The sequence below is a fragment of the Pseudarthrobacter sp. C4D7 genome (assembly GCF_013359725.1).
Taxonomy (GTDB): domain Bacteria; phylum Actinomycetota; class Actinomycetes; order Actinomycetales; family Micrococcaceae; genus Arthrobacter.
This window is the reverse complement of the sequence record NZ_JABFMW010000012.1, coordinates 90,784-103,122: the sequence shown is the minus strand read 5'-3', so window position 1 is coordinate 103,122 and position 12,339 is coordinate 90,784. Positions and strand designations below refer to the sequence as shown.

The 12,339-nt window shown below is 67.6% G+C and carries 9 protein-coding genes and 1 pseudogene; 1 reads left to right on the top strand and 9 read right to left on the bottom strand.

The genetic code is table 11. The features are described from left to right. The 9 genes and pseudogenes from HNO81_RS10860 to HNO81_RS10820 form a co-directional block, all read right to left on the bottom strand. A pseudogene (locus tag HNO81_RS10860) lies at positions 1–265 on the bottom strand (endonuclease); the annotation flags it as partial. 50 nt (positions 266–315) lie between these two features. Beyond that, positions 316–963, bottom strand: coding sequence for a uracil-DNA glycosylase (locus tag HNO81_RS10855; protein ID WP_175318138.1), 648 nt, complete (start codon positions 961–963; stop codon positions 316–318). A gap of 23 nt (positions 964–986) precedes the next feature. Further along, positions 987–1,967 carry an aldo/keto reductase gene (locus tag HNO81_RS10850; protein WP_175318137.1) on the bottom strand — a complete coding sequence of 327 codons (981 nt, stop codon included), beginning with the start codon at positions 1,965–1,967 and terminating at the stop codon, positions 987–989. 64 nt (positions 1,968–2,031) lie between these two features. Continuing rightward, positions 2,032–3,393 carry an LssY C-terminal domain-containing protein gene (locus HNO81_RS10845; RefSeq protein WP_175318136.1) on the bottom strand — a complete coding sequence of 454 codons (1,362 nt, stop codon included), beginning with the start codon at positions 3,391–3,393 and terminating at the stop codon, positions 2,032–2,034. A 21-nt stretch (positions 3,394–3,414) separates the two neighbouring features. Then, positions 3,415–6,249, bottom strand: coding sequence for a molybdopterin-dependent oxidoreductase (locus tag HNO81_RS10840; RefSeq protein WP_175318135.1), 2,835 nt, complete (start codon positions 6,247–6,249; stop codon positions 3,415–3,417). Between the two features lie 2 nt (positions 6,250–6,251). After that, a complete protein-coding gene (locus HNO81_RS10835; RefSeq protein ID WP_175318134.1) occupies positions 6,252–7,187 on the bottom strand; it encodes a xanthine dehydrogenase family protein subunit M in 936 nt (311 codons plus the stop codon). Next, positions 7,178–8,395: an XdhC family protein gene (locus tag HNO81_RS10830; protein ID WP_175318133.1), complete on the bottom strand. Its 1,218-nt coding sequence runs from the start codon at positions 8,393–8,395 to the stop codon at positions 7,178–7,180. Before HNO81_RS10830 ends, HNO81_RS10835 begins: the two co-directional genes overlap by 10 nt. 96 nt (positions 8,396–8,491) lie before the next feature. After that, positions 8,492–10,033 carry an NCS2 family permease gene (locus tag HNO81_RS10825; RefSeq protein WP_175318132.1) on the bottom strand — a complete coding sequence of 514 codons (1,542 nt, stop codon included), beginning with the start codon at positions 10,031–10,033 and terminating at the stop codon, positions 8,492–8,494. Between the two features lie 14 nt (positions 10,034–10,047). Then, positions 10,048–10,542 (bottom strand): nucleoside deaminase, encoded by a 495-nt coding sequence (locus HNO81_RS10820; RefSeq protein WP_175318131.1) that lies wholly within the window; start codon positions 10,540–10,542, stop codon positions 10,048–10,050. Between the two features lie 405 nt (positions 10,543–10,947). Between HNO81_RS10820 and HNO81_RS10815 the strand changes: the two genes are divergently transcribed. Then, entirely contained in the window at positions 10,948–12,339 is a 1,392-nt protein-coding gene (locus HNO81_RS10815) for an 8-oxoguanine deaminase (protein ID WP_175318130.1), read from the top strand.

Here is a 12,339-nt window from a genome sequence, read left to right as displayed (position 1 = left end):
TCTCCTGCACCCCAACCGGCACGCCCGGCCCCGCAACACCATGGGCGCTCTCCGCGTACGCTACCGCGGCCTTCGCCTTCACCGCTGCAATCCCGGCTTCCACCTCACGGCAACCCGCCAGAATCTCCAGGCAACCATCCAACAAACCAGCCAGAGGGTCAGCACCGGAAAACGGCTCCACCCCGGCACCATCAACCTCAGCAACCAGCACAGCAAGGGCAGCACGGATGTCCGAATAAGCCCTGGTTACCGCTGCCTTTCCCATAAAACAATCATGACAAGGGGGTACGACATTCTGGCCGTGAAGACGTCAGTTCAGTCCTGCATCCCATTTTCCAACAACTGCTCAAGACCCTGTTTGAAGCCGGACCGCCCTCCATGGGCCGGGTGCCGGATTTTTGGCGCGGACAGGCCACTGCGCTGCAGGCTGTGCTGGGCGACGTTGCCCACCGCGACAATGGAGGTGACTCCGAACAGCTCCGCCAGTTCCTGCCAGAAAGGCGTGCCGAGCTTGGTTTCGGACGGCCTGGGCGTGCGGTTGGACAACAGCTGCCCCGGCTTGTGGGTGTGCCAGGGAAAAGCACTCCACAGCAGCGGCAGGAACTCCACTTCTTCCAGGACTTGCCAGAGCACGGTGGCGGTTGGCTCGGCGGCTACCCCTGCAGCGTCGGGCGGCAGCACGTAGCCCTTGCCGGGGCCGAAGAGCCCGAAGCTGTTGGCGGACCCTCCCAGGATGACCCTGTTGGTGAAGGGCACCCCGGTGATCCGCATGCCCCTGAAGCCGGGCGCCTCCCCCACCAGCAGCACCTTCGGCCGCCGTTCCAGCATCTCCTCCAGGTACAGCTCCAGGTTCTGCCGGCGAACCGCATTCCCGGGAACCGTTTGGTCGAAGAAGTTGGTGCAGGAAGGCCCCAGCTCCACGGCGGCAAGCCGCTCAACGAAACCGTGAACGGAATCAGTCACCGGCGTGCTCCCGGGGGTACCGGCTACCAGCGCCGGTGGATGGCTTCGCGGAAGTAGTGGTCGTAGATCCAGCGGACGCCGTCGTCGAACTCTTTACCGATGCTGACACCGGCAGCGGCAGCGTTGGCACGGGCCTGTTCCACGTTGCGGGCGCCTGGAATCACGCTGGTGACTCCATCCTGCGCGGCGATCCAGGCGATGGCTGCCTGTGCGGTGGTTGCGCCCTCGGGTACCAGTTGTTCGAACTCCGCCACGGCCTTCAGGCCCAGCTCGTAATCCACGCCGGAGAAGGTTTCCCCGACGTCGAAGGCCTCGCCCTTGCGGTTGTAATTCCGGTGGTCATTCTCTGCGAACGCGGTGTCCTTTGAATACTTGCCGGACAGCAGGCCCGATGCCAGCGGAACGCGGGCGATGATGCCCACGCCTGCAGCTTTGGCGGCCGGCAGCACCTCATCCAGGGGCTTTAGCCGGAAGGCGTTCAGGATGATCTGGACTGAGGCGGTTCCGTCGTGGCGGATGGCTTCCAGGGCTTCGTCGGTCCGCTCCACGGATACGCCGTAGTTGCGGATGGCCCCTTCGGACACCAGGGTGTCCAGCGCGTCGTAGACCTCATTGGTGCTGTACACGGGCGTGGGCGGGCAGTGGAGCTGGACAAGGTCCAGCGTGTCCGTGCCGAGGTTCTTCCTGGAACGGTCCACCCACTGGCGGAAGTTGGCCAGGGTGTAGTTTTCCGGCCGCTGTTCCATACGGCGGCCCATCTTGGTGGCAACGGTAACGCCGGCGCCGGGGTTGTCAGCGAGGAACTTCCCGATGGCCTGTTCGCTGCGTCCGTCACCGTAGACGTCAGCGGTATCAAAAAAGGTGACTCCCGCCTCTACGGAAGCCGCCAGGATGGCCTGCGCCTGTGCCGGGTCAACGTTGCCCCAGTCCGCGCCGAGCTGCCAGGTGCCGAGCCCCACGATGGACACATTCCGTCCGGTCTTGCCTAAAATCCGCTGTTCCATCCCCCGACTATATTGCGTGCGTCCATGGCAGGGTGAATTGGCCGAGGTGAGTTGCCCGGGGGCTTTATGCGGCCGGCGAAGGCAGCGGGCCCGGATCCACAGAGCGCCTGAGGCTTCCGGACCGGCTCCGGGCAAACATCCGGGCACGTTCGCTGGACAGGGCAAGGATCAGCAGGATGTCCAGCGAAAAGCTGACCAGTGTGGTGGCCAAAGTGATGGCCGGGCCACCCGAAAGGGTGGCGATGAACTGGGCAGTGATGGACAGGGCGCCGAGGGTCATGGCAGTTACGCGGGCCCGGTTCCCGCCACGGGAGATGAACCAGGCAAGGAGGAATTCGGTGAGGGCGAAGAGCCCCATCACGACGGCGGCTGGAGCCAGCGCCGCTGAAACATCAGGCGTGGGCGTGGTACCCAGGAGCGGCCCGGCCAGGGACCCATCGGTTGCGGCTACTGCCAGGGCGAAGGTCAGGAACAGGGCCGCGAAGCCCCTGCAGGCAACCAGGACAGCGCCGAACAACGTGGGCAACGGGCGTGTGGCACGCGGGTCCTGCAGTATGGCGGGCGCGAAGTCCGGGGCCGGAACGCCGGTGAGGTCCACGATGGGCAGGTCGCCATCGGTGATGATGCTGTCCCCGCCCCCGTTCCGGGAGTGGTATCCGGTGGAAAAATCCTTGATGATCCTGACCCGGGCCTCAGGCGCAGCGGAGCGGATGGACTCCACCACATAGTCCCGTTCAGCATCGATGCCCGCCGCGATTTTATGCGTGACCTGCAGCGTAAACAGCGAAAGGCCCACGGCGCGGTCGTAGGTTCCGGCCGCCAGCCAGTCCACTGGGATCCCTCCGGGCAGCAGCCATCCCGGGGGCGCCTTCCAGAACCTGATGTGGTGCCGCTTCCCCGGGTTGCCGTCCACTTCCTGCTGATAGGCGAAATCCTGCTGCCGGCCAAACAGGAACAACGGGCTCACAGGCGCTTCGTCGTAGCTGCGGCGGGTCAAAGTCGAGGTAATGATCCGGCGGCTGGATGCGGCAGTGACCGGATCGGCGAGCGTCCACTTGGCCTTTCCCATGACGGCATGGATCTGCCCGCCACTGCCCAGGACGGCAACGTTGACCGGGTCCCCCAGCAACCCGTCGCTGGTGCGCGACCGGCCGATGAAATAGTCCGGCAGGTAGATCCGGGTAAGGATGCGGTGCAGGCGGGGCAGCACCAGATAGGCCAGGGCCGCCCAGAACACCGCCAGAAACCAGATGTGGCCCCATTCCAGGCTGGACTGCAGGAGCACCACCGCAAACCAGATGCAGCTCAGGCCGCTGAAGGTGAAGAACAGCCGGTCCACCACGGTCTCGGCGGCGGCTTCGCCCGCCCGGGCCGGGCTGGTACCAGCCGTACTCCCGTCTTCATCCACCGCCGCAGAGCCAGTCATGGGGCACAGGCTACACCGGCATCAGCGGGTAACGACCTCCTTCACCGGTACCAGCCCAGCGTCCTTCAGGCCCAGGTAAATCCGGTCACGCGCGATCGGCAGGGACGCGAACCGCACTCCCGTCGCGTGCCGGATGGCGTTGGCCAGCGCCGGAGCCACCGGATTGAATGGGCTTTCGCTCATGGATTTGGCCCCCAGCGGCCCCATCTTGTCATTGGTGTCCGCGAAGTACACCTCGCTGCGCGGCACGTCCGCGAACGTAGGAATGTGATACTGCCGCAGGATGTCAGTGGTGACCTTCCCGGCGTCGTCCACCACCACTTCCTCATACAGCGTGGCACCCAGCGCCTGGGCAATCCCGCCCTCAATCTGTCCCCGGCACTGGCGCGGATTGACCACCACTCCGGCGTCCGCAGCCTGAACGCTTTGCAGGATCCTCAGCTCGCCGGTGGCGCGGTTCACCGCCACCCGGAAGCCATGCACATTGAACGCGACGGACCGCGGCGTACCGCCCCAGCGCCCCTCGGCAGCAAGTTCGACGCCGGCATCCGCAGCGGCCTGCGCCAGTTCAGCCAGTGCCACGGGAGTGCCGTCCACCACCACGGCATCGCCGTCGAGGACGCAGGCCGACGCCTGCGTCTGCCTGATCCCTGCGGCGAAGGCACGGATCCGGACAGCCAGCTCTTCCGCTGCCGCCAGGGTCGCCTTCCCCGCAACCACGGTGCCGGCGGAACCGAACGCACCGGTATCGTGCTCCACCAGGTCGGTGTCGGACTGCCGCACCGCCACCCTGGACGCCTCCGTGGACAGCGCCGTGGCGGCGAGCTGGGCGTGCACAGTGGTGGTGCCGTTGCCGAACTCGGCGGTTCCGACGTCGGCCTGGTACGTTCCGTCCGGCAGGAGCCGGACGTGGGAGTGGGCAAAGTGGCCGCGCGGCGGGACGGTGTCGATCATTGACAGGGCGGCGCCTTCACCCACCATCCAGTCCGGGCCCTGATCGTCCAGGCCGGCCTCCCGGTACCGGGCCTTGCCACGGTCCAGGGCGTCCCGGACCAGGTCAAGGCACTGGTTCAGGCCGTAGCTGCCGTAGTGGACGTCCTCCTCCGGGTCCGGCTGGGTGGAGAGCATGTGATCCCCTTCGCGGACCATGTTCAGCCGGCGGAATTCCAGCGGATCCATACCGATCCCGGCAGCGAGCTCGTCCATGGCGGACTCGATGGCGAAGATCATCTGGCTCAGCCCGTACCCGCGGAACGCCCCGGCCGGCACGGTGTTGGTGTACACCGAATGCGCGTCCACTTTCTTGTTGGCACAGTTGTACACGGCCAGGGATTCGCCGCAGCCGTGGAACATGACGCCCGGTCCGTGGTTGCCGTACGCGCCGGTATTCGTCACCACATCCAGCTCGAGTGCGGTCAGCCGCCCCTCCCTGCTGGCTCCGGCTTTCAGCTTGATGGTGAAGGGATGCCGTGTGGTGGTGGCGGCGAACTGCTCGGTGCGGGTCAGCTCCAACTGGACGGGCCGCTTCAGTTTCAGGGCCGCGAGCGCTACGAGGTCCTCGGTGAGGACTTCCTGCTTGCCGCCGAATCCACCGCCGACGCGGCCGGCCACCACATGCACCTTGTCTTCCGGCAGGCCAAATACCCTGCACAGTGTGCGGCGGACCAGGAACGGGACCTGGCTGGACGTGCGGACCTGCAGACGGCCCTCGTCATCCACCGAAGCAATGGCCGCGTGCGTTTCCAGCGCCACATGCTGCACCCGCTGGGTCTGGTAGGTCTGTTCATGAATGAAATCTGCGGCAGCGAAACCGCTGGCCACGCTCCCCAGCTCCGAGTGCAGCTCCGCCACCACGTTGCCGTCCGGCCGGGCAATGCGGGACGCGCTGCCGTCCTTGTCCCCATGGACCAACGGCGCGCCGGGGCGCAGGGCCTCCTGTGGGGAAAAGACGGCGGGCAGTTCCTCATATTCAACCTTCAGCGCCCGGACTCCGGCTTCCGCGGCGCCCACCGAGTCGGCAACGACGGCGGCAACGCGCTGTCCGATGAAGCGCACCACGTCATCGAGCACGCGGGTGTCATCGGGGTCGTCAGTGAAGAGTTCGTGCTGGGCGGTGGAGAACAGCTGCTCCGGTGCGTCCTCGTGGGTGAAGACGGCTACCACCCCCGGTACGTTCAGGGCTGCGTCCGTGTTAATGGACACCACCCGGGCGTGGGCGTGCGGCGAGCGCAGGATCTTCAGGTGCAGCAGTGCCTGCTGCTGGTCGCTCGGGAGGTCCAGGGTGTAGCGGGCAGCGCCCGTGACCACGGCCCGGCTGGCCGGGGCCGGAACGTCGTCGCCCAACCGGCCGGGTTCGGGGTCGGGCTGACCCTCCCCGGCGATCCCGGAGCCCCGGCCGGCGGGGTCCGGGTGGCCGGCGTCCCCGCAGACCGCGTCGGCGATGGCGCGGTACCCGGTGCACCGGCAGAGGTTGCCTTTCAGGTTGCGGGGCAGGTTCTCCTTTTGGTCCGCATCGAATGTCGCCGCGGTCATGACCATGCCCGCGGTGCAGAAGCCGCACTGGAAGCCCTGGCGTTCCATGAACTGCTCCTGGACCGGGTGCAGCACCCCATCCGGGACGCCGGTGACGGCTGCCAGTCCCTCGATGGTGGTGACCGAGTGCCCCTCGGCGCGAACGGCCGGGTAGATGCAGCTGTGGACCGGAGTGCCGTCCACGTGCACGGTGCAGGCACCGCAATCGCCGCCGTCGCAGCCCTTTTTGACGCCGGTGTTGCCCTGCTCCCGCAGGAACGTGCGCAGGCACTGGCCCGGGCGCGGGTCCGCGCCGGCGGGGCTGCCGTTGATGTCGATGGCCATGGTCAGGCCCCTTTCGAAGGTGCGGTGGGTCCGGTGGCCGATGTGTGTCCGGCCCGGGGCGGCCAGAAGTCGCCGGAGACAGGGATATCGGGTGCCCCGCCGGGCGCCGCCAGTTCGGCCCGGATTTCTTCGGCCAGCCGGTAGGTCATGTCCCGGCGCCAGCCAGGGAGCCCGTGGATATCGTCGTGGTAGAGCTCCGCGGGGATGGTGTCGTCCAGGGCGGCGTCCAGCCGGTCCGCTTCCGGGAGCGTGTCGAAGCGCAGCTGCACCGGCCGCTTGGTGGCGGCGGTGACGGTCAGGGTGAGGGAGGTTCCGCCGTCGAGCCTGCCGATGAGCAGCACCCCGGACCGGCCCAGGTTGCTCAGGGACAGGCGCCGGAACGCCACCCGGGCGGAAAGGGCCGACGCCGGCAGGTGGACGCTGCGGAGCAGCTCGCCGGGTGCCAGGCAGTTTTTCGCATCGCCGGTGACGAACTCCGCCACAGGCACCGTCCGGGTACCGCCCCCGGGCGTGAGGATGGTGGCTGTGCCGTCCAGGCCGGCACAGAGCGAGATGACCGGCCCGGCGGGCAGCGAGGTGCAGAGGTTCCCGCCCACGGTGGACATGTTCCATATCTTGAAGGACGCCACGAACGAATCGCAGCATGCGCGGACCAGGTCCAGCCCGGGCCAGGTACGGCCGGACACGTCCGGGGAACCGGGCAGGGCGTACAGCTGCGCGATTGTGCACGTGGCGGCAAGCTCAATCCCGTCTGCTGTGACGGTGATGGGCGTCCAGCCGGCGTTGCCGAGGTCCAGCAGCCGTTTGAGCGGCTGCGGGCCAAACGCGTAGCTGCCGTAGGAGAAGAGGACCGTTCCGCCGGCAAGCCAGGCGTCGCCGTCGCGCCACTGCGCGGGGTCGGCGGTGCGGACCACCGCCTCGATGGTGTTCATATCCATGCGATCTCCTGCTTATCGAAGTCTGTGGGCGCCGGTACAGGCGCGGGATGGATGGTGCCGGACGTTTCCCGCAACGGCATGCAGCTGGCTGTGCGGTTGCGGGCGGCGATCAGTTCCGCGGTGACGGATACCGCCACCTCGGCCGGAGTGACCGCCCCCAGGTCAAGGCCGATGGGTGAGTGGAGCTGGGCGACACGCTCCGGCGGAACGCCCGCGTCGAGCAGCTGGTCAACCCGTTGGAGGTGGCTCCGGCGGGACCCCATGGCACCCACGTAGGCGAGGTCCAGGGCCAGTGCGGCCTCCAGAAGGGGGATATCGAACTTGGGGTCGTGGGTGAGGACGGCGGCCACGGTGCGGCTGTCCGTCCGGCCCGCGGCTGCTTCCGCTGCCAGGTAGCGGTGCGGCCAGTCGGTGACCACCTGGTCCGCGGCCGTGAACCGTGGCTGGGACGCGAAGGCTGGCCGGGCATCAACGAGGGTCACGTGGTAGCCCAGCAGCTTGGCTGCGGGGATCAGTGCGGCGCCGAAGTCGTTGGCGCCAAATACCAGCATGCGCGGCGGGGCCAGCCGGGATTCCACCAGGATGGCCGGCTCCCCGGCAGGTTGCGTGTCGCCGGTCCTGGCCGGAGCGCACTCGCCCGGCTGTAAGAGCCGGACCAGCCCGGCACCGCCGCTGCGTACCAACGATTCCACCTGCAGTGCCGGTTCCCCGTGCAGGCGTGCCAGTTCGGGCGAGGCAGCCAGGCGGAAATCACCTGGATCAGACAGGACGACGGCGGCGCCCGGCGAAGCGCCCAGCACCCGCACCAGCGCCACGGGGTGGTCCGGGTGCTGGGCGGCGAGCTGCAGCAGCGCGGCCCGGAGCGGGTGCGCCGCTTCGCCGGACACGGCCGCCGGCACCGGCTGGACTTGGACGGCCAGCTCTCCTCCGCAGGTGAGTCCGGCAGCGAAGGCGTCGGCGGCGCTGAAACCGAAATTCCCGTGGCGCGGGACGCCGTCGTCCATCGCGTCCAGGGCGAGCGCCACCACGGCGCCTTCCACGCAACCGCCGGACAGGCTCCCCAGCACCTCGCCGGAACCACTGACCAGCATGGACGTCCCCACGGGCCGCGGCACAGACCCGGAAGCCGCCACGATGGTGGCCACGGCGAACTCCCGGGATGCGAGCCGGGGCACCCAGGGGCCGAGCGAAGTGATCAGGTCAAGCATGGCGTCGCTCCTTCTTCCGCGGCGGTGGTGTCAATTGTCGGTCCTTCCGGGGGCCGGGCCAAGGGTTGGCCCGGCCCCCGGAAGGAAGGGGCAGGTTCAGCCGCCCAGCAGGGCGTTGATGGGTCCGCGGGCGAAGTACACCAGGAACCCGGCGCTCACCACCCACATCAGCGGATGGATCTTCTTCGCCTTGCCGGACGCAGCCCCGATCACGGCCCAGCTGACGAAGCCCACCCCGATGCCGTTGGCAATCGAGTAGCTCAGCGGCATGGTGACGATGGTGAGGAAGGCAGGGAGGGCCACGGTGAACTTGGTGAACTTGATCTCGCGGATCTGGGCCATCATCATGGCGCCCACCACCACCAGGGCCGCTGCAGCCACCTCGAGCGGCACCACGCTGGTGAGCGGGGTGAGGAACATCGAGCCGAGGAACAGCACGCCGGTGACCACCGAGGCCAGGCCGGTGCGGGCGCCTTCGCCGATGCCGGCGGCCGAGTCGATGTAGACGGTGTTGGAGGAACCGGAGGTGGCCCCGCCCGCCACGGCACCGAAGCCTTCGACGATGAAGGCCGCTTTCAGCCGCGGAAAGGTGCCGTCTTTGTGGGCAACGCCGGCGCTTTTGGCCAGGCCGGTCATGGTGCCCATGGCGTCGAAGAAGTTGGTGAAGACGAGCGTGAAGACCAGCATGGTGGCCGCGAGTCCGCCGATCCTGGCGAACGAACCGAACAGGTCGAACTGGCCCACCAGGCCCAGGTCCGGGGCCGACACCAGCTGGCCGGACAGGACTGGGGTGTTCAGGTGCCAGCCGCCGGGGTTGGTGGCGCTGGCGGGACCGATTTTCATGATGGCTTCCACGACGGCGGCCAGCACGGTGGTACCGACGATTCCTATCAGGAGTCCGCCTTGGACTTTTCGTGCCACCAGGATGCCCATGGCCAGGAGCCCGACCACGAACACGAGCGTGGGCACCGAGGTGATGGAGCCGCCGTCGCCCAGCTGGACGGGCGGACCGCCCGCGGTGGGCCGGACGAAGCCGGAGTCCACAAAGCCAATAAAGGCGATGAACAGGCCGATGCCCACGGTGATGGCGGCCTTCAGTTCCTTGGGGACGGCCCGGAAGATGGCTGTCCGGGCGCCGGTGACGCCGAAGAGGACAATCAGGACGCCGTTGATGACCACCAGTCCCATGGCCTCGGGCCAGGTGACCTCCTGGATCACCGAGACGGCCAGGAAGGAGTTGATGCCCAGCCCGGCGGCCAGCCCGAACGGCAGGTTGGCGATCAGGCCGAAGAGGATGGTCATGACGCCGGCGGTGAGGCCGGTGACGGCGCCTACCTGGGCTGCGGAAAGCCAGCCGCCGGCGACGTCGGTGGGAGCGTTGTCCGCGCTGAAGCCGCCCAGGATGAGGGGGTTCAGGATGACGATGTACGCCATGGTGAAAAAGGTGACCAGGCCGCCGCGGAATTCACGGGCAATGGTGGAACCGCGCCGCGTGATCTGGAAGAAGCGGTCCAGGAAGGATTCCGGCGCCGGGGGCGCGGGCGTGCCCGTTGCGGCTGACGGGGTGCGCGGCGAGCGCCGTGAGGTACTGGTGTTTGGAGCCGAATGCTCCTCGTGGGAATGGTCCAGGATGGTCATTGAAGCCGCCGGGCCTAGTAGTCGATCCTGGATTCGAGCGTGTTCCAGGTGTTGAACGGCTCCAGCGGGGCGGGTGCCTGGGGATCGCCCAGCGCCAGCTTGGAAACCGGCATCAGGGAGTCCCTGTCCTGGTTATCGAAGTATTCGTAGAACAGGGCGTCATCGAAGCCAACGGAAGCGGCATCGTGGCGGTCCGCAGCGTAAATGACCCGGCTTACACGGGCCCAGAGTGCGGAGGCCAGGCACATGGGGCACGGTTCGCAACTGGTGTAGAGGGTGGCGCCGCTGAGGTCGAAGGTCCCCAGTTCGCGGCAGGCGGTGCGGATGGCGGTGACTTCAGCGTGGGCGGTGGGATCGTTGTCCGCGGTGACGCGGTTGACGCCATCGAACGCCTGCCCGTCCGCCGTGACGATCATGGCGCCGAACGGGCCTCCGCTGTTAAGGACGTTGGCCGTTGCCAGCCTGATGGAGCGGGCCAGGAACTGTTCGGCCGTGACGGTGGTACTCATGATGCGACTTCCTTTTGCCGGGAAGCCTGTTGCCGCGCAGGACCAGTAAAACCAGGTGCGAACGGTTACCAGGCTTCAGCATGTGCTGTGAAGGTTAAGTTGCGCCTGGTAGATAGCTTCCCGGGTTCGGGCGCCCGCCTTTGGCAGAATCGAGATTAGCACCCGGTTGTGGGCCACGCCATAGTTTTCTGGAAATTTAATTTCGCCATGTGAAATCCATGTTTCGGGCTTTTCACTGCCCCCGCGCCCGGCCCGCAGTCACAAACAGGAGCATTGACGATGCACTGGGGACTTCCTTACTCTGGTGGCAGCCGGGCAGCCCATGGCACCCGGAACCTGGATCAGCAGACAGGGCCTCACTGAGCTGGATGTACCGCACACATTCCGCACAGACAAGGACGGCCCGTGACCACCCCCTCCCCCGCACCCGCACCCGCAGCATCCAGCAACCGGCTCTGGATCCGGAACCCGCTGGCAGCCTTCACCGCAAACTCCCTGGACGCCTCCGGCGGCATAGTGGTCAGCGACGGCGTCATCACCGAAGTCGTGGCCGCCGGCCGGCAGCCCTCCGCACCCTGGACGGAGACATTCGACGCCGGCAACCACGTCCTCATGCCCGGGCTGATCAACACGCACCACCACTTCTACCAAACCCTGACGCGCGCGTGGGGTCCGGTGGCCAACGCCCCACTCTTCCCGTGGCTGCAGAACCTGTACCCGGTGTGGGCGCGGCTGACCCCGAAAGACCTGGAACTGGCCGCTACGGTGGCCCTTGCCGAGCTGCTGCTGTCCGGCTGCACCACTGCTGCGGACCACCACTACCTCTTTCCGGCCGGACTCGAGGACGCCATCGACATCGAGGTGGCGGCAGTGCGCCGGCTGGGCATGCGCGCCACCTTGACCCGCGGCTCCATGACACTCGGAACGGACGACGGCGGCCTGCCGCCACAGTCCACCGTGCAGGATCCGGAGGTGGTGCTGGCAGACAGCGAACGCCTGGTCGGGCAGTACCACGAGCGCGGCAGCGACGCGGCAATCCAGATTGCGCTGGCACCCTGCTCGCCGTTCTCGGTGACCAAGGAGATCATGGCCGAAAGCGCCGCCCTCGCTGAACGGTTGGACGTCAGGCTGCACACGCACCTGGCAGAGACCCTGGACGAGGAAGATTTCTGCCGCGAGATGTTCGGATTGCGGACGGTGGACTACCTGGACAGCGTGGGCTGGCTGACGGACCGCACCTGGCTGGGCCACGGCATCCACTTCAGCGATGACGAGATCACGCGCCTCGGCGCGGCCGGAACCGCCGTCGCCCACTGTCCCACCTCCAACATGCGGCTGGCCTCGGGTACGGCGCGCGTCCTGGAACTGGAAGCCGCGGGTGTCCCGGTAGGGCTGGGAGTGGACGGCTCGGCGTCGAACGATGCCTCCAACATGATCCTCGAAGCCCGGCAGGCCCTCTACCTGCAACGGCTTAGGTACGGCGCCGACGTGCCGGTGGAGCGGGCGCTGGGCTGGGCCACCCGGGGCTCGGCCGCAGTCCTGGGCCGTCCCGGGCTGGGGCAACTGGCCCCCGGCATGCAGGCGGACCTCGCCCTGTTCACGCTGGATGACCTGCGCTTCTCCGGCAGCCACGACCCCATTGCCGCCCTCCTGCTCTGCGCCGCCGACCGCGCGGACCGGGTGATGGTGGGCGGGCAGTGGCGGGTGGTGGACGGACAGATTCCGGGACTGGACATCGCCGGGCTAATCGCCGGCCACTCAGCAGCGGCACGCCGCCTGGTCAACGGGGGCCGCTGA

What these genes read in the sequence shown, in the direction of transcription:
- HNO81_RS10835 (WP_175318134.1), bottom strand. Translation starts at nt 7,187, where the DNA reads ATGGATATGAACACCATCGAGGCGGTGGTCCGCACCGCCGACCCCGCG.
- HNO81_RS10845 (WP_175318136.1), bottom strand. Translation starts at nt 3,393, where the DNA reads ATGACTGGCTCTGCGGCGGTGGATGAAGACGGGAGTACGGCTGGTACC.
- HNO81_RS10820 (WP_175318131.1), bottom strand. Translation starts at nt 10,542, where the DNA reads ATGAGTACCACCGTCACGGCCGAACAGTTCCTGGCCCGCTCCATCAGG.
- HNO81_RS10825 (WP_175318132.1), bottom strand. Translation starts at nt 10,033, where the DNA reads ATGACCATCCTGGACCATTCCCACGAGGAGCATTCGGCTCCAAACACC.
- HNO81_RS10850 (WP_175318137.1), bottom strand. Translation starts at nt 1,967, where the DNA reads ATGGAACAGCGGATTTTAGGCAAGACCGGACGGAATGTGTCCATCGTG.
- HNO81_RS10830 (WP_175318133.1), bottom strand. Translation starts at nt 8,395, where the DNA reads ATGCTTGACCTGATCACTTCGCTCGGCCCCTGGGTGCCCCGGCTCGCA.
- HNO81_RS10840 (WP_175318135.1), bottom strand. Translation starts at nt 6,249, where the DNA reads ATGGCCATCGACATCAACGGCAGCCCCGCCGGCGCGGACCCGCGCCCG.